At 47.1% G+C, this 21,805-nt stretch carries 23 protein-coding genes and 1 pseudogene; 8 read left to right on the forward strand and 16 right to left on the reverse strand.

Features of this window, described 5'->3' with window-relative positions; genetic code table 11:
- Position 1 precedes the first annotated feature (1 nt).
- The 3 genes from pucL (at position 2) to yuzJ (ending at position 2,385) form a co-directional block, all read left to right on the forward strand.
- Complete coding sequence (gene pucL / locus NYE20_RS17680) at positions 2-1,486, forward strand: factor-independent urate hydroxylase (RefSeq protein WP_161621274.1); 1,485 nt, start codon at positions 2-4, stop codon at positions 1,484-1,486.
- Complete coding sequence (gene uraH, locus NYE20_RS17685) at positions 1,486-1,830, forward strand: hydroxyisourate hydrolase (protein WP_339183616.1); 345 nt, start codon at positions 1,486-1,488, stop codon at positions 1,828-1,830. The genes pucL and uraH overlap by 1 nt, the downstream gene beginning before the upstream one ends.
- Positions 1,831-2,253: 423 nt before the next feature.
- Positions 2,254-2,385 carry a YhzE/YjcZ family sporulation protein YuzJ gene (gene yuzJ / locus NYE20_RS17690; RefSeq protein ID WP_009968115.1) on the forward strand — a complete coding sequence of 44 codons (132 nt, stop codon included), beginning with the start codon at positions 2,254-2,256 and terminating at the stop codon, positions 2,383-2,385.
- Between the two features lie 206 nt (positions 2,386-2,591).
- On the opposite strand, the gene pucE is transcribed toward yuzJ, so the two are convergent.
- The 7 genes from pucE to allC form a co-directional block, all read right to left on the reverse strand.
- Positions 2,592-3,113: a xanthine dehydrogenase subunit E gene (pucE, locus tag NYE20_RS17695; protein WP_049139625.1), complete on the reverse strand. Its 522-nt coding sequence runs from the start codon at positions 3,111-3,113 to the stop codon at positions 2,592-2,594.
- Complete coding sequence (gene pucD / locus NYE20_RS17700; RefSeq protein ID WP_339183620.1) at positions 3,104-5,341, reverse strand: xanthine dehydrogenase subunit D; 2,238 nt, start codon at positions 5,339-5,341, stop codon at positions 3,104-3,106. The genes pucE and pucD overlap by 10 nt, the downstream gene beginning before the upstream one ends.
- Positions 5,342-6,175, reverse strand: a complete 834-nt coding sequence (gene pucC / locus NYE20_RS17705) for a xanthine dehydrogenase subunit C (RefSeq protein ID WP_021480547.1) — start codon at positions 6,173-6,175, stop codon at positions 5,342-5,344.
- Positions 6,172-6,789, reverse strand: coding sequence for a xanthine dehydrogenase accessory protein PucB (gene pucB, locus NYE20_RS17710; protein ID WP_161621273.1), 618 nt, complete (start codon positions 6,787-6,789; stop codon positions 6,172-6,174). The genes pucC and pucB overlap by 4 nt, the downstream gene beginning before the upstream one ends.
- The gene (locus NYE20_RS17715; protein WP_161621272.1) at positions 6,786-7,778 is read right to left on the reverse strand and encodes an XdhC family protein; all 993 of its coding nucleotides are present in this window, start codon (positions 7,776-7,778) and stop codon (positions 6,786-6,788) included. Before NYE20_RS17715 ends, pucB begins: the two co-directional genes overlap by 4 nt.
- Before the next feature lie 226 nt (positions 7,779-8,004).
- Entirely contained in the window at positions 8,005-9,255 is a 1,251-nt protein-coding gene (gene pucG, locus NYE20_RS17720) for a (S)-ureidoglycine--glyoxylate transaminase (RefSeq protein WP_161621271.1), read from the reverse strand.
- 16 nt (positions 9,256-9,271) lie between these two features.
- Complete coding sequence (allC, locus tag NYE20_RS17725) at positions 9,272-10,510, reverse strand: allantoate deiminase (RefSeq protein WP_049139632.1); 1,239 nt, start codon at positions 10,508-10,510, stop codon at positions 9,272-9,274.
- 244 nt (positions 10,511-10,754) lie between these two features.
- On the opposite strand from allC, the pseudogene NYE20_RS17730 reads away from it, so the two are divergent.
- Together NYE20_RS17730 and NYE20_RS17735 are read left to right on the forward strand one after the other, a co-directional pair.
- A pseudogene (locus NYE20_RS17730) lies at positions 10,755-10,876 on the forward strand (hypothetical protein); the annotation flags it as partial.
- 81 nt (positions 10,877-10,957) lie between these two features.
- Complete coding sequence (locus tag NYE20_RS17735; protein WP_042974677.1) at positions 10,958-11,824, forward strand: endonuclease I family protein; 867 nt, start codon at positions 10,958-10,960, stop codon at positions 11,822-11,824.
- A 33-nt stretch (positions 11,825-11,857) separates the two neighbouring features.
- Here NYE20_RS17735 and ugpC read toward each other — a convergent pair whose 3' ends face one another.
- On the reverse strand, positions 11,858-12,961 hold the full coding sequence (gene ugpC / locus NYE20_RS17740) for a sn-glycerol-3-phosphate ABC transporter ATP-binding protein UgpC (protein ID WP_120028550.1): 1,104 nt from the start codon (positions 12,959-12,961) through the stop codon (positions 11,858-11,860).
- Positions 12,962-13,142: 181 nt separating this feature from the next.
- On the opposite strand from ugpC, the gene frlR reads away from it, so the two are divergent.
- Positions 13,143-13,871 carry a transcriptional regulator FrlR gene (gene frlR / locus NYE20_RS17745; RefSeq protein WP_014480777.1) on the forward strand — a complete coding sequence of 243 codons (729 nt, stop codon included), beginning with the start codon at positions 13,143-13,145 and terminating at the stop codon, positions 13,869-13,871.
- A gap of 24 nt (positions 13,872-13,895) precedes the next feature.
- Here frlR and frlD read toward each other — a convergent pair whose 3' ends face one another.
- From frlD to NYE20_RS17780, 7 genes are all read right to left on the reverse strand, one after another.
- Positions 13,896-14,750, reverse strand: coding sequence for a fructosamine kinase FrlD (frlD, locus tag NYE20_RS17750; protein ID WP_021480552.1), 855 nt, complete (start codon positions 14,748-14,750; stop codon positions 13,896-13,898).
- Positions 14,751-14,763: 13 nt separating this feature from the next.
- The gene (locus NYE20_RS17755; RefSeq protein WP_003228625.1) at positions 14,764-15,666 is read right to left on the reverse strand and encodes a carbohydrate ABC transporter permease; all 903 of its coding nucleotides are present in this window, start codon (positions 15,664-15,666) and stop codon (positions 14,764-14,766) included.
- A gap of 3 nt (positions 15,667-15,669) precedes the next feature.
- A complete protein-coding gene (locus NYE20_RS17760) occupies positions 15,670-16,548 on the reverse strand; it encodes a sugar ABC transporter permease (protein ID WP_014477910.1) in 879 nt (292 codons plus the stop codon).
- Between the two features lie 57 nt (positions 16,549-16,605).
- A complete protein-coding gene (locus tag NYE20_RS17765; protein ID WP_038827818.1) occupies positions 16,606-17,874 on the reverse strand; it encodes an ABC transporter substrate-binding protein in 1,269 nt (422 codons plus the stop codon).
- A gap of 80 nt (positions 17,875-17,954) precedes the next feature.
- A complete protein-coding gene (frlB, locus tag NYE20_RS17770) occupies positions 17,955-18,941 on the reverse strand; it encodes a fructosamine deglycase FrlB (protein WP_015251278.1) in 987 nt (328 codons plus the stop codon).
- Between the two features lie 215 nt (positions 18,942-19,156).
- Positions 19,157-19,531, reverse strand: a complete 375-nt coding sequence (locus NYE20_RS17775; protein ID WP_003228617.1) for a nucleotide excision repair endonuclease — start codon at positions 19,529-19,531, stop codon at positions 19,157-19,159.
- Positions 19,532-19,633: 102 nt separating this feature from the next.
- The gene (locus tag NYE20_RS17780) at positions 19,634-20,752 is read right to left on the reverse strand and encodes an FAD-binding oxidoreductase (RefSeq protein WP_070547734.1); all 1,119 of its coding nucleotides are present in this window, start codon (positions 20,750-20,752) and stop codon (positions 19,634-19,636) included.
- A gap of 158 nt (positions 20,753-20,910) precedes the next feature.
- Between NYE20_RS17780 and sspG the strand changes: the two genes are divergently transcribed.
- The gene (gene sspG / locus NYE20_RS17785) at positions 20,911-21,057 is read left to right on the forward strand and encodes an acid-soluble spore protein SspG (protein ID WP_015384584.1); all 147 of its coding nucleotides are present in this window, start codon (positions 20,911-20,913) and stop codon (positions 21,055-21,057) included.
- The gene (locus NYE20_RS17790) at positions 21,057-21,332 is read left to right on the forward strand and encodes a hypothetical protein (protein ID WP_003243521.1); all 276 of its coding nucleotides are present in this window, start codon (positions 21,057-21,059) and stop codon (positions 21,330-21,332) included. The genes sspG and NYE20_RS17790 overlap by 1 nt, the downstream gene beginning before the upstream one ends.
- Before the next feature lie 63 nt (positions 21,333-21,395).
- Here the strand turns inward: NYE20_RS17790 and glxB are convergent, their stop codons facing one another.
- Positions 21,396-21,779: a methylglyoxalase gene (gene glxB / locus NYE20_RS17795; protein WP_003240869.1), complete on the reverse strand. Its 384-nt coding sequence runs from the start codon at positions 21,777-21,779 to the stop codon at positions 21,396-21,398.
- Between the last annotated feature and the right edge of the window lie 26 nt (positions 21,780-21,805).

Raw genomic sequence — 21,805 nt, forward strand, 5'->3', positions numbered from 1 at the left:
AATGTTCACAATGGATGACCTGAACCAAATGGACACACAAACACTGACAGGCACACTTGGTTCTATTTTTGAACACTCTTCATGGATTGCGGAGAGATCCGCAGCACTACGGCCGTTTTCGTCCCTTTCTGATCTTCACCGCAAAATGACTGGCATAGTAAAAGCCGCGGATCGCGAGACACAGCTTGATTTAATCAAAAAGCATCCCCGGCTCGGAACAAAGAAAACAATGAGCGATGACTCGGTACGAGAGCAGCAGAACGCGGGGCTCAGCAAATTAGAACAGCAGGAATACGAGGAGTTTCTCATGCTGAATGAACACTATTATGATCGCTTCGGCTTTCCTTTTATTTTAGCGGTGAAGGGAAAGACGAAACAGGACATTCACCAAGCCCTGCTGGCAAGGCTTGAGAGCGAACGAGAAACGGAGTTCCAGCAGGCCCTTATAGAAATTTACCGAATCGCCCGCTTTCGTCTAGCTGACATCATCACTGAAAAAGGAGAGACGCAAATGAAAAGAACTATGTCTTATGGCAAAGGAAATGTATTTGCATACCGAACGTTTTTAAAACCGCTCACTGGAGTGAAGCAAATCCCAGAATCATCTTTTGCCGGGAGAAGCAATACCGTTGTCGGCGTTGATGTGACATGCGAAATTGGCGGAGAAGCCTTCCTGCCATCATTTACAGACGGAGACAACACTCTCGTCGTGGCAACGGATTCAATGAAAAACTTTATCCAGCGCCATCTCGCATCCTATGAAGGAACGACAACCGAGGGGTTCCTACACTATGTAGCTCACCGATTTTTAGATACCTATTCTCATATGGACAAGATCACTCTGACTGGCGAAGACATTCCGTTTGAAGCAATGCCTGCATACGAGGAGAAAGAGCTCAGCACAAGCCGCCTCGTCTTCAGAAGATCGCGTAATGAACGAAGCCGCTCTGTGCTGAAAGCAGAACGAAGCGGGAATATCATAACGATTACAGAGCAATACAGCGAAATCATGGATCTTCAGCTCGTCAAGGTGAGCGGCAACTCCTTCGTCGGCTTCATCCGGGACGAATATACGACTCTCCCGGAAGACGGCAACCGCCCGCTGTTTGTCTATTTAAACATCAGCTGGCAATATGAAAATACCAATGACGCATACGCTTTTGATCCATCCCGCTACGTTGCGGCTGAACAAGTCCGCGACTTAGCGAGCACCGTTTTTCACGAGCTCGAAACCCCTTCAATCCAAAACTTAATCTATCATATCGGCTGCAGAATATTAGCGAGGTTCCCGCAGCTCACTGATGTCAGCTTCCAATCTCAAAATCACACGTGGGATACGGTTGTCGAAGAAATCCCGGGCTCAAAAGGAAAAGTCTACACCGAACCGCGCCCGCCATACGGTTTCCAACATTTTACCGTGACAAGAGAAGACGCCGAGAAAGAAAAACAGAAAGCCGCTGAAAAATGTCGGAGCCTGAAAGCCTGATGGGAAAACTGACAACCCATATTTTAGATTTAACCAGCGGCAAACCAGCGGCGAACGTAAAAATTGAAGTGAAGCGGCTGGGCGAAAGTATTTTGAAAGAGGTTTACACTAACAATGACGGCAGAGCCAATGTCGCTCTGCTGGCTGGTGAAGAGCTGGTGTCCGGAGAGTATGTGATGGAATTTCATGCAGGAGACTATTTTGCGAATAAAAACGTGAATACGATCGACCAGCCGTTTTTAACCATCGTCACCGTCCGTTTTCAGCTTGCAGATCCAGATGCACATTATCATATCCCGCTCTTGCTGTCGCCGTTTGGTTATCAGGTGTATAGGGGGAGTTAAGAAGGAAGCCCGCCGGTGAGGCGGGCTTCTATTTGCACTTCAATAAACTTTTGATCCTAGGACAGTACTTGCAGTGATCCCACGCTTAGTGAAACAACAGCTTGAATAAACATTCACCAATATTTTTCAGGATAATTGCCTACGAGAAAAATATCCTGTAGTCCTTTCATTTATAAATCGGGGTTTCAAACTAATAAGTCAGCTCTTAGAAGCCGAGCTCCCTTTTCCAATCCTATAAACAGACCGCGTTTTTTCTCGAAAAATTACTCTGAAAACAATTGCTGCGGTTTTAATAGTTTTGATAATGCGTTCTCTCTTACACCTTTAGACAAAATATTCATTTTTTCTTTTTTAGACTTAAATCTATGTCGAAAATGATCGTTTGGCATATCTTATACTATCTCCACTAAAGGAGGTGACATTATGGGATTCTACAATTCTGGTGGATACAGTGGAAACTCTGGTTACTCAAACGGTTTCGGGAGCTCCTTCGCTTTGATCGTGGTGCTATTCATTTTGTTGATCATTGTTGGAGCAGCTATCTTTAATTATTAAGTTTAACTTTCCTTGCCTCCGCCGTATCCAACACCTCCCTGTCCGACAGACGCCATAAGAAGTTTTTATGGCGTCTTTGCTATGTGATTCACTAATCATTTTCTAATCCAGAAGCTGTCAAGTTCTGCGAGATTTATCGTGTGTTTTCCCACAACGCTTCTGCGTCTTGATCGCGCTGTCTGACTGAGGCTAAAAAAGTCCGGCTCTTAAAAGCCGGACTCCAGACTACCCCCGTTCAACTCTCTTCTAATCCTGCAAGCTGACCGCATAATCCCGCCATACCCGGTACACCGGCACAAGTTCCCCGCCAGCCCTTCTTCTATATCTTTGTCAGAAGGTTGAGGGGTTTCCCGAAACAGTGCTTTAAGCGCAATTATCATTCCTGGGGTACAGTAGCCGCATTGGAAGCCTCCTTCTTCCAGAAAAGCGGTTTGGCAGATATCCAGTTCCTCTTGTTGTACGCCCTCGATTGTTGTAATGGAGTGGCCGTCCACTTGATAAGCCATGGTCATACACGCATTGGCCAGTTTTCCGTCGATTAAAATAGAGCAGGCTCCGCAGCGGCCGATTCCGCAGGACACCTTTGTCCCGGTCAGCTGAAATTCCTTTCTAAGCAAGTCACTCAGATGTGTCGTAGGAATGGCAGCAACCTCCCACTCCTGCCCATTCACGGTCATCCGGAACTGTTCCTTTTTTACAGGAAATGGCCCGGCCTCTTTTACGTCCATTGCTTCAGCCCCTTTCTGTCTATCGCTTCAAGCAGCTCTTCTCTTGAAATTGGCAGCTTGTTTATCCAGCATCCGACCGCATCATGTACTGCCTTTACAATCGCCGGAGTGATGGCGATTGTTCCAATTTCGCCAACACCGCGTGGTCCATATGCATCACCCTTCATTAGTTCTTCTATTGCGATCACCTTCATGTCAGGAACGTCTTTGACTCCAGGGATCAAATAGTGATCTAGATTTTCTGCGGCATAACGGCCGTCCGTCATTTTCGCTTCCTCCATCAGCGTATAGCCGAGTGCCATGGCAGCGCCGCCTTCAATTTGACCTCGATATCCCTGCGGACTGACAACCGGACCTGCCGCAATAGCGTGCTCACAATCTATCAATTTGACATCGCCTGTTAACAGATCTACCCCCACCTCAACGGCAGCCGCTCCAAATGAGTAGAGGAAATGGCCGCCCACCACAGGATCAGGCGTTGTTGGAAAGTCAAAGGCCGTTTCCTCTGCCAAAGGGCCTTTTTCAGCCAGCTCCTTATACGTCACCACGAGCGCCTTTGTGTTTTTGTCACGCAAGCCTGCAGCGCCGGGAATAAGGTTTTCCGCTGAACAGCCGCTCCATTCTGCCGCCCGTTTTTTCAACTGAGATAGAAACGGCTTCTTCAAACGCTGGATCGCGTGCCACACCATGCTTGTGCCGCGGGATGCTGTGGAGGAGCCTGACTTCGGCACTTTTGCGGTATCCCCAATAACAATGGAAATATCCTCTGCGGCACAACCCAGCTCCTCCATGACAATCTGTTCAATCGCTGCTAGAATCCCCTGTCCGCATTCTTCAAATCCAAATGATGCTGTGATTTTGCCTTCACTCGAAAGAGACAAACGGCCTCCTGCCGCATCCATTCGGCCAAACCCCAGCCCGCCGCCGTGCATTGTAATTGCCGCTCCCGTGCCTCTTTGCAGATACCCGCAGTTCCGGCTTGTTTTTTTAAGAATGGGAGATTTAGATATGGCATTCAACACCTGTGCCGCTCCGTCAGTCGATGCAATCCGATGCTCCAGCGGCCCCAAGTCATGCGGTTTTCTGATATTTTTTCTTCTCAGCTCCAGCGGGTCGATGCCGAGCATGCCGCTGAGACGATCGAGATGGGTTTCGAGTGCAAATGTGATTTGGTTGCCGCCAAAGCCCCGAAATTCCCCCGCCACCCCGTTGTTCGTAAATACTGATATTCCTTCAGTCCGGATATTCGGAATACGGTACGGCCCCGCGGCATGCTCGACAGAAAAATCTAGAACGGCAGGCCCAAGCGTGGCGTAAGCGCCTGTGTCCGCCACAATTTTCACGTCGTGCGCCAATAGATTTCCCGAATGATCTGCACCCGTTTTTATCGTAATCTTCATCGGATGGCGCTTAATGCCAGAACGTACAGATTCCTTTCGTGTCTGATGGATTTTGACAGGGCGTCCGCTTTTCAGGGCCAAAAGCGCAGCATACGGCTGAATATTCAGCTCATCCTTCCCTCCGAACGAGCCGCCCATCGGACTTGACACAATTCTGATCTTCTCTTCAGGAATATCAAAAATACGGGCAAGCTGGAAACGGTCTTTATAGCCGTGCTGGGTTCCTGCATACATCGTAAAACCCCCGTCGTCTTCCGGAACGGCTACGCCTCCCTCCGTTTCCATATACGTATGCATCTGCCGCGGCAGCTCATAGGTTTCTTCAAGGACTGTATCAGATGCTTGAAACCCTTCTTCCACATCGCCGTTTGAAAAAAATGCGCGGTGCAGGATATTCCCGTCCTCATGCAGTCTTTGCGCATTCGGCCGAAGCGCTTTTTCTGGTGAATCTATGACTTCCAGCTCTTTATACTCAACTCGAATCAGCTCCAGCGCCGCTTCCGCGATTTCCTCCGTTTCCGCAGCAACCGCGGCGATCGCATCCCCGACATACCGCACCCTGTCCTCACATAAAACCGGCTGATCAGGGATGACAATGCCAAATCGGTTTAAGCCGGGAACGTCTTTATGCGTGACGATGGCTTGCACGCCTTCCATTTTCTCAGCTTTTATGGTGCAAACCGACACAATCTCTGCATGAGGATAAGCACTTCTCAGCACCTTGCCATACAGCATTCCCGGAAAGCTGAGATCGGTCATATATTTCAATTCCCCTGTGACCTTATCCCTTCCATCCGGCCTGACTCTTGACGGTTTGTTGATGATCATTTATTCCCCTCCCTCAGCCATCAGCTCTGCCATGATGACGTTGGCAGCGGCTTTTTTTCTGTATGCCGCTGACATAAAAGCATCTGAGGAAAACGGCAGCTCATGGATAAGTGTTTTGTACAGCTCATGCGAGTCCCACCCTGGTGCCATCCATTTCGCTTCGCTGTCCAATAATCTCCTAGGAGTGATATCGGCATGGCCAGCGGCGAGACGAATGCTGCCGTCTTTCAAAAAACGTCCAGCTGCAACAGCAGCCGCTCCTGTAAAAGCCTGGCGCCTTCCAAGCTTGTGATAAAATACACGCTCTCCCTCCGCCCGCGGGATGATGACACGCGTGACGATAGCCGTTCTAAAGTCTTCCTCACTGAGCCAAGCGCCAAGCGGCAGCCTGATTAGCTCCTTTTGATATACGATAAGCTCAGCACCAAGCACAAGCAGAAGCGGAATGAAATCACCAATTTTACTCGCTATGTTGCCGCCAATCGTGGCACGGCTGCGAATCCCCGGTGCAGCGACAGCGGAAGCAGCGTCACTGAAACAGCCAAGCGCTCTCTTGATCAAAGGGTTCTTTCTGCATTCATTCAGTGATGTGAGCGCCCCGATCGACACGTGGGTGTCACTGGCGCTGATCCCTCGCATCTCGTCAATCCCTTCAAGGCTGACAAGGTGCTGTTTCGGCAGAGTTCCTTTGTCCCACTGAAGCTGAAGCAGCGTGCTTCCCGATGCGGCACACACATCCGGAGCAAGCTTCTCTAAAAGCGAATAGGCCTCATCAAGCGCTGTCGGCCTCCATAATTGAATATTCATCCTTGCTTTTGTCACTTGGCCGTTCAAGCCATCGCCCTCCTTACCATGTCATATTCCTCGGGTGTATCAATATCGTCCAACTCGCCGCTATCCTTTGCCTCCAAAACCGCTCCTGCTCCAAGCTGTCCGCTTTTCAGGAGCCTGCGAGCCCCTTCATCTCCCGTTAACCCCTTTACATAAGGAAAACAAGCCGACGAGAAGTAGATTGGCGGGGTGAACGCCCCTAAAAACGATGACACGGCAAATGACTCAGGAGCCAGAACCACAAGGGCATTGAGATGATCGACGGAAAGCTGAGGCTGGTCGGCTAACAAAATGACAACGCCGTCCGCCCCCATGCTTTCTGCTTTTCTCACCCCGCTGCTGACTGAATGCCCCTGACCCTTTTCTGCATCTTGGCAAACGTGCAGGCTCCAGCGTTTTTGAAAAGGCGGAGCGTGATACGGCGCTCCTATCCACTCAAGGGAGGCATGTTCTGTCCGCTCGACGACCAGCACGTGATCAAGGCGGGACGACAGAGCAGTTTTCAAAGAAAGTGAGCCGATGTTTTCTCCTTTTAGCGGCAAAGCCAGCTTGTTTTGGCCCATTCTTCTGCTTTTGCCGGCAGCGAGAAACACGCCGATCAGATAGGGGCTTCTCATACAACCGCTATCCGTTTTCTTGTTTGAATGATTTCTGCAACTACACTTACCGCAATTTCCTCTGGACCTTCCGCACCGATTTTCAGCCCGACCGGACTGTAAAAGTGAGACGGAGGATGTTTTCCGTTCAGCAGCCGTTTCGTGCGGTTTGCCGAACCCAACAGTCCAATATAATGGAGGTTTTGAGAAAATAAGAAGTTGATGATCGTTTGATCGTGCTGATAATGATGGGTTGCCACAACAGCTGCATCATGCGGAAAAAATTGAAATTTGCTAAGCATTTGTTCCGGAAAAGCGGTAATCAGCTGATCCGCTTTTGGAAAAAGAGAGGATGTACAATAAGCGGGCCGCCAATCCGTCACGATAACAGAAAACCCTGTGTCAGCCGCCAAATTGGCCAGCGGTACAGTATCCGGACCCGCCCCAAACAGAATGAGGCGCGGCTTCGGTTCAATTCGCTGAATAAACATGTTAGTGGGTGGATCGAAATGCGGTAAATGAAGCGTTGAAAGAGTACGTTGAATATCTTGCAGAGGCGCGTCCGGCCAGTTGCCAAAATGCCCGTTCTCCGTCAGAAATAAATAATGGGAGGATCCAATCTTTGTAACGGAAGTGACAGCTTTGCCTGAATGAAGGCAATCCCTCACTTTCTCATAGTGCCGCCTTTTTTCCTGAGTGATTCGCTCTGCATGAACATGAATAATGCCATTGCACCCGGCTCCCATGCCCCAAGAAAGATCGTCCTCCGACCGCATGTCGTAGGGAATCAGCGTTGGTGTGAGCTGATCGCCCAGCGCACTGATTCTTTGGAATACATCTTCTTCCACACACCCGCCGCTCAGCAAGCCAATCCGTCTGCCATTTTTCTTAAAGAGCATAGAGGCGCCTGCTTTTCGATACGCGGAGCCTTCCACTTGAACAAGTGTCGCCAGTACAGCCTCCTCCTGGTCTTCCAGGAGCGCATCTAACATCGTGTGAAAATTCCCCAATGCCGCATCCTCCTCTCGAAAATTGCCGTGAGAAACAACTAGTTCAGCGTGATTTTATAGGTAACTTGTATAAAGAATAGACGATGGAAGAAAAAATGACTCATGATTTGTCAGAAAATGAAACACATAGAAAGAGGATTTGTAAAAAGAGTCAAACGAAGAAAATTAGATTGGAGAAAACACGAAATCATATCTAAAAAGCTTGCGGAGTTCCGCAAGCTTTTCTTTACACCGCTGCCTGGCGGTCAGCGTTTTCATACACATCCAGCGCTGCTTGGAGCGCTTTTCCTGCTTCGATTCCTGCGTTATGTCTAAGAAGCACAGCCTCTAACCCGGCAAGCACGAATAGCACGTTTTCTTTTCTGCAGCTGTACCCCATCGTGCCGATTCTCCAGATCTTCCCTGCGAGCGGGCCGAATGAGCTGGCGATTTCAATACCGAATTGTGCCAGCAGCATGTCACGGACAGAATCGCCGTCAATGCCGCCGGGAATTTCGACACAGGTGACAACAGGCATTTTGCAGCTATCATCTCCAAACAATCTTAGCCCCATTGCCTTTATCCCTGCTGCTAATGCGGCTTCATGGTGCCGATGCCGCTCAAAACGCGCCTCAAGGCCTTCTTCAAGCACCAGTCTGACTCCCTCACGTAAGGCGTACAGCATCGTCGTCGCTTCTGTATGATGATTGAGCCGTCTTTCGCTCCAATAATCCTCAAGCTGGCTCAAATCAAAGTAGTTGCTTGTGATTGGCCGATTTCCCGAAAGCGCTTCCCTGTCAGCTTGTGACGCAATCCCCCGCTCCACCTTTTTACGAGCTGCAATCACGTCCGCCACCCGCTCATTATATGTAATCGGCGCCATTCCTGAGGGCACAGACAAACACTTTTGCGTTCCGCCGATGGCAGCATCAATCTTCCATTCATCGACTTTAACCTCGCAGCCCCCAATCGTTGCGACTGCATCGACGATAAACAATGCATCCTCGGTGCGGCAGGCTTCGCCGATGGCTTTCAGCGGGTGAATCCGTCCTGTCGATGTTTCTCCATGCACCATTGCCACAATTTTCGGCTTTACTTTTTTTATCTCCCGTATGATGTCCTCCGGGTCAAAAACCGTTCCCCATTCGCACTCAAGCATATGAACATTTGCCCCATATCGCTCTGCGATTTCAGTCAGCAAATAACCGAAACGGCCGTAAATGGGAATGAGCACATCATCTTCCGGCTCTATCACACTAGCCAGCACTGCTTCAATTCCCGCCCTTGAAGTGCCGTCAATCGGGTATGCCCAGCGGTTTTTTGTTTGGAACAGCTCCCGAAGCATCTCCATCGTTTCATTCATAATACCTGTAAACGCCGGATCAAATTGGCCGACAACCGGGGTGCTCATTACTCTTAATACACGCGGATCAACCTCAACAGGCCCTGGCGTCATAATCGTTCTTAACGGGGTGCATAATTCTCTTCTGCCTGACACAGCCATTCCTCCTTTATCAGTAAGCCAGTTTGTATAATAAATCAGTCAGTGCGCGGACGCCGATCTCGAGCTGTCTGGCTGACGTATATTCCTTCGGTGAGTGGCTGACGCCGCCTCGGCTCGGCACAAACAGCATACAAGCAGGATAGCGCCTTCCGATCATTTGCGCGTCATGCCCTGCTCCGCTCACCATTTCCTCACAGCTGAAGCCGTTTTCTAATGCTGTTTCAAAAGCCGCAGCCTTCAGCCTTTCGTCCATCGGCACAGGCTCTATCCGCATATATTCATCAATCACGGCGCGAATTCCTTTTTGTAGGCAAATGCCGTTGATCAAAGCAACCATGTCTTGATGAAACTGCTCCAGCACATGCTGATGCTGATGGCGAATATCGATTGAAAACTGGACGCGGCCCGGTATGACATTGGCTACATTGGGCTCTGCCGTTATTTTTCCGCATGTCAGACGGAGCTCCTCCGGCAACTCCTCCGACCGCAGCAGCAGCTCATGAATGATACGGCTGCTGGCTGCGAGCGGGTCCTTGCGCCATTTCATGGAGGTGGTTCCCGCATGATTGCATTCCCCCTCCAGCGTGACGAGATATCGCCTCTGACCCGCAATGCTTGTCACAATCCCGAGATCCCGTCCTGACATTTCCAATGTCTGTCCCTGTTCAATATGGAGCTCAACAAAAGCGCTGATATCTGTCCGATATGCTGCCTGAAACACACCTTTGCCAAAACCGTTCTCATGCATCGCATGTTGCAGTGAGACTCCTGATTCGTCTCTTGGCTCTGCTCCATCCTGTAATGAAAAAACACCCGTCATATTCCCTGATCCCCAATAGGTCATTGGAAAACGGCTGCCCTCCTCCTCACATAAAGATACCGCTTCGAGTGTTTTTTTCGGCGCTCCATATGTCTCTTTGAGCCGCTTTATCGCAAGCATTGCCGCCAGAACACCATAGGCGCCGTCGTATTTTCCCCCATTGATGACAGTATCGATATGTGAACCGGTTACAATGACTTCATCCGGAGACTGGGTGCCCGAAAGCCTTCCAAACACATTGCCGACATCGTCGAATCTTGTTTCAAGCCCGAAAGAAGACATTTCCGTTTTCACAGCAAGCTGTGCGTCCATCCACTCTTTTGTGTATAAAAGCCTCGTTACGCCGCCATCCGCAGACGCACCGTATTGGGCGAGCCATTCAATATAATCTGTGATGCTGTTTTTTACTGAAAGCTTCTGCTTTTCCATGTACTCCCCCCTCTGGCCGCTATGGTGACTTCATTATAGAAGGAGCAACATGATAGTTCATTGACAGATTAACCAAAAAAACGTTTATTTTTTAGTCACAGTATCCATCCAGCAACCAGATTCACCCTACATGTCACAACTATTTTGATGTAAAGGTCAAAAGAAAACACGGTAAGGAAGAGAGCCAGCAAGAGCGAAAGAGAGGGTCAAAATGCCTTTCATATGATCAAGCTAAGCTTGCCGGAGAGGCGATGTTTGCGGAACAGATGAAAACGGAAATGCCGGCAGCTCGCAAAAACAGGACCTAAAGATATGGGAACAGTAGATCTTTCCGCCTCCTCCAAAGGGACTAATTTACAATTTTAATGAAAAATATACAAAATGACACTTCTATCCTTTATTTCAATTTTAGATAATAGACATGATCTGATAAAAGGAGGGCAAGTGATGACAAAAAAAGCATGGTTTCTGCCACTCGTCTGTGTATTACTGATTTCCGGATGGCTTGCACCGGCAGCTTCAGCAAGCGCGCAAACCGCATTAAGCCTTAATGACCGATTGGCGTCTTCCCCTTCAGGAACAGGAAGCCTTCTCTCATTAGCCGCCCCCGCTGCACCCTATGCTGACACAGATACCTATTATGAAGGGGCTGAAGGTAAAACAGGAGACTCGCTAAAAAGCACCCTGCACCGTATTATCAGCGGACACACGATGCTGTCCTACAGCGAAGTGTGGAACGCGCTGAAAGAAACGGATGAAGATCCGAGAAATCCGAATAACGTCATCCTGCTCTATACGAAAGAATCGCGGTCCAAAAACCTGAACGGCGGGAATGTCGGCGATTGGAACCGCGAGCATGTCTGGGCGAAATCCCATGGCGATTTTGGCACGAGCAAGGGACCTGGTACTGATATTCATCATTTGCGCCCGGCTGATGTTCAAGTTAACAGCGCAAGAGGAAATATGGATTTTGACAATGGCGGCACTGAATATGCGAAGGCACCCGGAAATTATTATGACGGCGATTCATGGGAGCCCCGCGATGATGTGAAAGGCGATGTTGCCCGCATGCTGTTTTACATGGCTGTCCGTTACGAGGGTGATGACGGCTATCCTGATCTTGAGCTTAATGATAAGACAGGCAACGGCTCAGCTCCTTATCATGGCAAACAATCTGTCCTGCTCGAATGGAATAAGCAGGATCCGGTTGACGACCGCGAGCGGAAAAGAAATGAAATCATTTATGAAAAATATCAGCACAACCGCAATCCATTTATCGACCACCCTGAATGGGCGGATGAGATTTGGCCGTAAGAAAAAGGTGCTCCTTTTTAGGAGCACCTTTTTCTAATACACAGCCTCTTCCGTTTCCACATCGAAAAAGACTACGTGGTCCATTTTCACTGAGAGCTGGATTGAATCGCCTGCATCGATTCGCGTGTTTCCGTCCAGGCGGACCTTGAGCCGCTCGTCCCCAGCCATGACATGCACTATGAGCTCCGAGCCCAAATTTTCATTCACTTCCACGTTCGCTTGAAACACTGAATCAAACAACTGGTCATTTCCTGTCATTTGTGTGATGTGCTCCGGCCGTACACCGGCAATCATCTGTTCTCCGGCATATCCCTTTTCCTTCAGCCGCTTTGCTTTTTCTTCAGGAATATGAAGCCGGATCGAAGAATTTGTGAAAAACAGCTCGCCATGCTGCTGTTCTATGATGCCTTTCAAAAAGTTCATCCCAGGAGAGCCAATGAAACCTGCGACAAACAAATTGGCCGGGTAATGATAAATGTCATGAGGTTTCGCCACTTGCTGAATTTCCCCTTCATTCATGACGACAATCCGATCTCCCATTGTCATTGCTTCGGTCTGGTCATGCGTGACATAAATGATCGTTGCCTCTAATCGCTGGTGCAGCTTGCTGATTTCTGTCCGCATCGTCACTCTTAGTTTTGCATCCAGATTAGAAAGCGGCTCGTCCATTAAAAAGACCTTCGGCTCCCTCACAATCGACCTGCCAAGCGCCACCCTTTGCCGCTGCCCGCCGGAGAGCGCCTTCGGTTTTCTCTTCAGCAAATGTTCAATTTCTAAAATTCTAGCTGCCGCATGAACCCGCTCGGCAATTTCCTGTTTCGCCATCTTTCTGAGCTTTAATCCAAACGCCATATTATCAAAAACCGTCATATGCGGATAAAGCGCATAGTTCTGGAATACCATCGCAATATCACGTTCTTTCGGCGGAAGATCATTGACCCGCTCCCCATCAATAAGAAGATTTCCTTCAGAAATGCTTTCTAATCCAGCCACCATCCGCAGCGTTGTCGATTTTCCGCATCCTGACGGCCCCACCAGCACCAAAAGCTCCTTATCCTTTACATCTAAATCAAAGTCCTTCACGGTTAATTGTGAGTGATATGATTTTTTGACGTGTTCAAATGTTAATGAAGCCATCAGAAAAGTCCCCCTATCTTTTGACCCGTTATTTCGTCACTGGAAACAACTTGGTCTTTCTGTTATTTTTAGAGTAATCGATTCCCATTTTTGCTATATTTCTAAAATAAAAAATGTAAATTTGTATTATAACGTCATAATACATTATAATATAAATAATAGGTTAAAAGGAGGCTACCCTTTGTTAAACAACGGAAGTTCTACACCTTTATACATTCAGCTAAAACAAATCATCACTGATGACATCAAAAAGGGCGTGTATTCCCCAACCGCCAAGCTGCCTACCGAAAACGAGCTTTGCACCAAGTATAACGTCAGCCGCATCACCGTCAGGAAAGCCATTCTCGATTTAGTCGAAGAAGGCTATCTGATCAGGCAGCAGGGAAAGGGAACGTTCGTTAAAAGCCCTAAATTAAAACGAGAGCTGATCGCTGTAAACGGCTACTCGGAATTTATGGAATCAACCGGCAAAAAACCGAAGCATCATGTGCTGTCCCATGACATCATTCCAGCGTCAAAACCCATCGCTGAAAAGCTTCAAATCCATCCCGAGAGCCCTGTCGTTGAATTAAAACGGATTTTATATAATGATGATCAGCCTCTCACCTTTGAAGTGACGCATTATCCGCTTGATTTGTTTCCCGGCATTGATACCTTTATTGCTGACGGCGTCTCCATGCATGATATTTTGAAACAGCAATACAAAGTTGTACCCACGCACAATACGAAGCTATTAAACGTTGTATATGCCCAACAGGAGGAAAGCAAATACCTGGATTGTGATATCGGGGATGCGCTGTTTGAAATTGATAAAACGGCTTTTACATCAAACGACCAGCCAATCTATTGCTCATTGTTTTTGATGCACACAAACCGTGTCACTTTTACCATCAACAGCCCCTACACATAACAGGCATAAAAAACGAGACACTGCTTATAGTATTCTCGTTTTTTCACTGCTTCCCCCGTCCTCCAAGCGATAAGGATAGCCATAGCCGAAAGCTCCGTACACACCGCATGTTTTCGCAGCCGTTTCAGCAGCCTGGCGCAAAGCATACGTTATATCCTGCTTCACGCAAAAGGCAGTCAAAAAGCCTGCTATAAAAGAATCTCCCGCTCCAAGTGTATCTATTATATCAGCTTCCACAATCGGCTGATGATAGACTCGATCACCCGCAGACAGGATTGCTCCTTGGCCCCCTCGGGTCATACAAACCATTTTGGCTCCGTACCCATGAGCTGTTTTGGCAAGCTCACCGCATTCCGACTCACTCAAATCGCTTCCTGAAAAAAACGCATACGTCACATAAGGACAGACCCTCCTCAAATAATCATCCTCCCGATTGGTTGAAAAATCAAATGAGACAGGGACCAGCCCGCACAGCTGCGGAAGATCGTTCTCAAGCCTGCTGTACACGCTCGTATGCAGCAGATCATGCCCGCTGATAAAAGATACATCTTTCTCCTGAAACGCGAGGCGAAGCCGGGACTGAATGCCGCCTTTATTTGATCTGACAAAAATGCGGTCCCCCTGTCCATCAAGGGTGACAATCGCCATCCCGTTTTCTCCGTGCGCCTGGCGGATATAATCTGCATTGACCTGCTCCAGCTTGAGAACGTTCAACAGATGCGCCGCGGCTTCGTCATTGCCGACGATTCCGATATAGGAAGACTCATGCCCGAGCCGCTTGGCAAGCACAGCAACGTTTAAGGCATTTCCTCCCGGGTAGAATGTTTCTTGATCCTGGTAATAATCTACAACATTATCTCCAACCGCAATCAATTTCATAGCGCTTCCTCCTTTATCCTTTTACACTGCCGCTTGCAATCCCGCGGACAAAATATTTCTGCATCAATAAAAATAGAATAATAATCGGCGCGGCTGAAATCGTTAACCCCGCCAGCAGGACGCCCCAGTCTGTCTGCAGCGCGTCTCTGAACTGCATCAGCCCAGCTGGAATGGTCCGCAAATTCTCATCATCTATGAAAATAATCGCAAACATAAACTCATTCCATGTATGGTAAGCCGTCAAAATGCCGGATGTCACCAAAATTGGCACGCTCATTGGTAAGAAAATTCTGAAAAATACTCCAAAACTTGTACACCCATCCAAATAGGCCGCCTCCTCCAATTCTTTGGAAATAGAAAGAAAATAAGAGCGGATCAAAATGATGGTGAATGGGATCCGATAAGCCGCATACGGCAGGATTAACGCCCAATACGTATTGTACAGGCCAAGCGACTGAATAATAGAATAAAGCGGCACAAGACTGACCTGCGGCGTCAGCATCAATCCGCCAAGACATAGCACCAAAAAGAATCCTTTTCCTTTAAACTCAAACCGGGAAAGGCCATACGCTGCCCATGCACTGATAAAGACAGTGATCACACACGTCAGCGCCGTAACGATGACACTGTTCATAAAATAAGAAGAAATCCCCTGGTTCCAGGCGGAAACAAAATTTTCCGGATGCCACGAAGACGGCAGCGACCAGCTGTGCTCAAAAATATCGTCAGAGTTTTTAAAGGCGCTCATCACCATCCAGAGAAGCGGATAGGCAATCGCAATCAAATATAGAAACAGAAAAACCCACACAGACGTTTCTCCGATATACCATTTTCGTCTAGGCTTATCTTTAACCTCAATGTGCTGGTCAGGCACAGGCTCCAACCTGAACGAATCTGTCTTCTTCTGAGGCAGCATCAGTTACTCCTCCTTTCCGGTTTTAAAGAACTTCATTTGCATGAGCGATAATGCAAGCGTAATGATTAACACGACAGTGGCAATCGCTGAGGCGTAGCCCATCATATCCTTTGTAAAGGCGCTTTTATATAAAAACGTGCTCAAGACTTCTGACGCGTTTCCCGGCCCGCCGCCTGTCAAAATGTACGGCTCATTAAAGACCGTAAAGGCCCCGGTCAGCGTCATGACCACCGCAACAAAAGACATCTCTTTCGTCTGGGGAACAGTAATATGAAAAAACTGCTGAATTTTACCCGCGCCGTCAAGCCGGGCCGCTTCATACAGTTCATCCGGTATTTTTTGAATCGACACAATGTACAGCATCGCAATATAACCGACAGATTGCCACTGGGACACAAAAATGACAGAAAGCATAGCTGTGCTGTCATCCCCGAGCCAGGCCCTCGTCAGCTGATCAAGACCGATGGCCTGAAGCAGCTGATTCAAAAGCCCTGTCTCCGGATTGTAAATAAAATCAAACAAAAGCGCGATCACAGTCATTGAGATGACAACCGGCAAAAAGAAAACGGTACGAAAAAACGGCGACCATTTTCTGACCAGCTTATCCTCAAGCACCGCCGCCAAAATCAAACCGCCAAATACCTGGCATACAATTGAGATCACTGCGTAAAGCACGTTATTGGTCAGTGCCTGATAAAAGACAGGATCATGAAATAATTCAACATAGTTTTTTAAGCCGATAAACGTTTTTTCCGGAGAAAATGAGCTCCACTGAAACAGGCTGAGGAATACATTCTCAAAAATCGGGATATAAACGAAAAGTAAAAAAACGAGAGCAGGCACCAAAAACAAATAGGGGATTATTTTATTTTGATTGACCAAGGGTATCTCATCTCCTTTATAAAAAGAAAAGGTGTGAAGCTTCACCTTTTCTTTGATTTATTCAGCTGACGCCCTCACCTGCTTTGCTGCCTTTTGAACGGCTTTCATCACCTGCTGCGGTGTCATGTCGCCGCCAAGCATTTGCTGGACGCCTGTTAGGTACGCATCTGCGACTTCAACATCGACATCCATATCAAACCATGGAACCATTGATTTGGCATCAACGATATGCTGAACGGCTTCACGCTGAATAGCTGTTGCATTTTCTTCAGTAGCCGTACCTTGCACTGCACTGTATTTCCCGACATCTTTCACGAGCTTTTCGCCCATTTTTTTCGACGTCAAGAACTGCAAAAATTCCATCGCTTCCTTCGGATGTTTTGTTCTTGAGGAAATCATGAATCCTTCCGGCGCTCCCGTTAACGCTTCTGAAGATCCTTTTTGCCCGCTGATTTTAGGAAATGGGAACATCCCGAGATTAACCGGTTCAACCAGCTTGATTTCCGCTGTTTCCGCATATATCATCGCCGACTTTTCGCTCTTAAATTGCTGTCTCACATATTCGTGGTCGACGGAGTTTACATGTTTATTAAAATAAGGCATCAGCTCCTGAAGCTTTTCAAGGGCTTTTACATAGCCTTCATCAGTAAATTCACCCGTTTTGGCGTTATAGTCCTTGTCTCGCGTTTTTTCATCGACCATCCGCTGATTAAGCGTGCCGATATAGTGCGAGATTGTCCAAGTCGCCTTTGTTCCGAAGCTGATCGGTGTGTAGCCATGTTCTTTCAGCTTTTTTGACACATCGATTAATTCATCCCACGTCTTCGGGGGATCAAGATTCAGCTTTTGGAAAATGTCTTTATTATAGAAGAATGATTTAGCGTCCATTTGCCACGGCACGCCATATTGCTTGTTTTCATAAGTAAATGGTGTAATTTGCGATTGAACGAGCTGTGATGACCAATCGGTGTCATTTTTGTAGTAGGACGAGAGATCAAGTGCTTTATTGCCTCTGATAAATTTAAAAGCAAACTCATCGCTCCAAGAGAAGTAAATGTCAGGAGGGCTGGTGGTTCCCAGCATGACCTTAATTTTATCTTTATAGGAGTCATTTAAAACGGCTTCAATTTGAATGTCGATATCCGGATGTTCTTTTTCAAATTCCTTAACAACCTCTTCAAAATAACTTTTTTCCGGCTCCTTTGGCCATCTGTGGAAAAATTTCAATGTCACCTTTCCGTCCGCTGAACTGCTTTGGCTCGAACAGCCTGCGATGGTGAGCATACTGACAGCTGCAATGATCAAGAACAACAACATTTTCTTCAAAGGGTTGGCCTCCTCTGGACATTAGACTATAATGTTATATAACATTATAGTCTAATGCATAATGGTTCTTCATTTTCAGATCAATACTCAACTTTCCACATGTATCTTCTATGAGATAAAGGATGATTTCTCGCCTCTGCCAGCTCGTCTGCATAGCTTCTCAGCACACGATTGAGAACGAGCGGAGCAAGATAGCCTTTAACTGAATCGTCAATTGCAGTGAAGTCGTAAGATGCAGCATCAAGCACAGTGAGCTTTTTGCCATACTTTTTCGAGAAGGTAAGCGCCCGCTCTTCAAGAGGTCTTGTTTCATCTAAACCGAGCAGGATGATAAACGGCACGGATTCATCAATAATTTCAAACGGTCCGTGAAAATATTCTCCGGCATGAATGGCGTGGGAATGAATCCATTGCATTTCCATGAGAATGCAGATGCTGTAGGAGTAAGCGACACCGTAGTTTGCACCACTTGCCATGGTATAAATAATGCTTTCTTTTTCATGGGCTTTTGCAAATTGCTTGGCGTTGTCAGCTTCCTGCTTAAGGGCTTTTTCATATACAGCCTGCAATTGATCTAAGCCTTCAATTGCTTGTTGGAATTTCGTATTGTTTTCTAATACTTGCAGGGTTCCAAAAACGATTTGATACAAAACGCCATAGTTTGTATTGATCGCAAGCGCCTCATCACCCCAATCGTACTGGGCAACATATTGCGCTTCCTGCGCTAAAGGAGACTCCGGTTTAAACGTCATCGCAATCGTAAGTGCGCCCTTGCCCCTTGCAAACGCAGCAGCTTTGACTGTCTCCGGGGTATTTCCCGAATGCGAGCACAAAATAACAAGAGACTTTTCACCAAGCTGAACAGGGTTGCGCTGAATAAATTCGTTGGCGCTGTAGAGGTCGGAGTTTATTGATTTTGACTCTCTGTCAAACACATACTTACTCGGATACATAATGGCAGAAGACCCTCCGCATGCGACAAAGAATACATGATCAATGGTTTTCCCTTTCAAATCCTGCAAGAAAGCTTGAACCTCACGATTTACTTTTGCTGTGGCCTGACTCAAATCCTTCACTCCCCGTTTTTATTATATAACGTTATATAACATTATATATTGTTATATTAAAGTCCGCGGGTAGGATTGTCAATATTATTTTCTGAAATTTCTCAATAATTTATTCGAATGATAGACAAAGGGTCTATATGCGAAAAAATGCCCAAATCAAAAGCCAGAACTTGACTTAAGCTCTGGCTTCGCTGTTCAATCCGCAGACTGACGTCTTATTTAAAAAATACCTTGTCTATATTGTACTTCGAGTGCTGTGTATTGATGATATATGTTTCGTAAATCTCTCTTTCCATTGGATCATCAACTACACATACCTCAATTTTATAAACTTCATCTCTGTGATGTTTGATCGGTGAAACAGTGTCTTCGAAATGCTTCTTAATTCTCTGTCTTAACTTTCTAGCTTTCCCGACAAACAGCAGCTCGTCATGAATGTTGTAAAACATAAAAATGCCGCCTTTGTCCCTTGGGATCTGGTGAAAGTCGATGAATCCGTGAATCGGTTTTATCTTCGGCTCGTTATCATTAGCTGACTGCTGTCGTTCAGTGATGGTGACATTCGGTGCGGGTATATCAATTTTTATCAAAATCAGTTCACGTCCTCTTTTTCATTAAAGATAAATGCTAACACATACAGAAAAGAAAAGCTAGAACAGCTTTATTATATTTGTTTGTTATGCTCTTACTTATTATGCAAGTGCTCCGGCTGGATGATAAGGACTAAGGTCTAATTCTGTCTGCTTTCCGAGAACTAGCTTTGCGAGCTCTGCACCCAAGAACGGCCCCATCGTCAGTCCAGAAGCACCCAAACCGTTTGCAGCGTACAGGCCTTGAACATTCGGCACGGCCCCTACGACCGGCAGAAATCCCGGTGTAAACGGCCTGAAGCCCACTCTTGTTTCAACAGCAGCCGCATCAGCAAGACCCGGTGCAACGGCTAACGCTTTGCTCAATACTTCGTGCTGGCCTCCGGCTGTCACACGCAGATCATCAAGACCGGCATCGTTTTCGTGTGTGGCGCCGGCTACAATTCTGCCGTTATCAAACGACAGAATGTACTGATCACTCGGCGGCATTACAACCGGCCACGATCCTGTATCTGCATCTGTCATTTCAAAATGCATAATCTGCGCTTTTTGAAATGACACTTGAAAATGAATGCCGAGAGGCTTCAATATCTCATTGGCCCATGCTCCCGCCGTCACAATGACCGCGTCAGCCGCAATCTGCTTTGTATCTGTTTGCACGCCGGTGACTGTTCCGTTTTCAAAAAGTAAAGATGCATTTCCTTTGATGACCGTTGCGCCGCGTTTCTCTGCAGCGCTTAAAAGCGACCGGCACAGCGCTCTTCCGTTCACACGGGCGGCACCGCTGATATGAACTGATTCATAGTCATCAGCTAAAATCGGAAACAGCTTTTTCGTTTCACTTGCGGACAAGCGGGTAATGTCGCCGATCTCCGGCGCATCCTCCCGTCTCTTATACGCCCGCTCCTCCATCTTATCAAGCTTTGACGCATCAGTATGAATGCTGATCGCACCAACACGTTTATATCCTGTATCCGTTTCTCCGTCCTCTTCCAACTGATTGATTAAATCCGCATAGTATCGCGCCCCGCCCTTAGCAAGCTGATACCAATCCTGATTGCGGCGCTGAGAGAGCCAAGGACAGACGATCCCCGCCGCCGCATCAGTCGCTTGTCCCGGCTCTTTCCGATCAATGACAGTAACGCGAGCGCCTGATTTTGCGAGATGATAAGCCGTCGACGCGCCCAGAATCCCTGCGCCGACGATGATGTACGATTTCATATGCAAACACCTTTTCTATTATAATGTCTATTCATTTTACCAAATAGAATGCTTTCCTTCGACCTTTTGCCCTAATGTGGAAAAACCGCGAAGTTCGTCCAATCTCTTTACTCTCCTATCGAATATCCTGTCACTATCAATAGAGAAAGGATGATAGCATGAGCGAAAATCGTCATGAAAATGAAGAAAACAGACGCGATGCGGCAGTCGCAAAAGTCCAAAACAGCGGTAATGCAAAAGTCGTGGTCAACGTGAATACAGATCAGGATCAGGCACAGGCGCAGTCACAAGACGGAGAAGACTAATGAACGAAAACATCATTCCTCTTAACAGACATACTCAAGAGATACCCACTACTGAATCTGTTATCAAAAACAGCGGCAACTCAGAGGTCCATATCGACATTCACATTGATACAATGCCAATTGCTTTTGCTATATTATGCTCTGCATTAGCCGCAAAGCAGATGACAAAAGAGGAATTCGATATGGCTTATACTCAATTGCGAGAGATGAACAGAGAAAATAACAGCAGATCATCTGTAAAGCAAATTATCAATCAGGAGACAGAAGAAGAGTAAAAAACCGCGGCCCCTCGGCCAGCGGTTTTTCTTCTGCATACAAAAAGGACGCGACTGAATCGGTTACTTCTGTACAATTTGAATAAGGTTACCGCATGTATCATCGAAGACAGCAATTGTGACTTCGCCCATTTTTGTCGGTTCCATCGTAAACGTCACGCCTTTTTCCTTTAATCGGTTGTACTCTTTTTGAATATCTGCAACGCCAAACATTGTGGCCGGGAAGCCTTCGGAGAATATCTTCTTTTGATACTCCTTGGCGGCAGGATGTTCATTCGGTTCGAGTAAAAGCTCGGTTCCGTCTTGATCATCTGGAGAAACAAGCGTTATCCACCTGAATTTCCCCATGGGAACATCCTCCTTTTTTACAAACCCCAGTTTTTCTGTATAGAACTTCAGTGCCTTGTCTTGATCTTGCACGAATATACTAGTCACAATGATTTTCATATTGTTGTTTCCTCCTTTGATATTTA

Source organism: Bacillus sp. FSL R5-0416 (assembly GCF_037975425.1).
Taxonomy (GTDB): Bacteria; Bacillota; Bacilli; order Bacillales; family Bacillaceae; genus Bacillus; species Bacillus subtilis.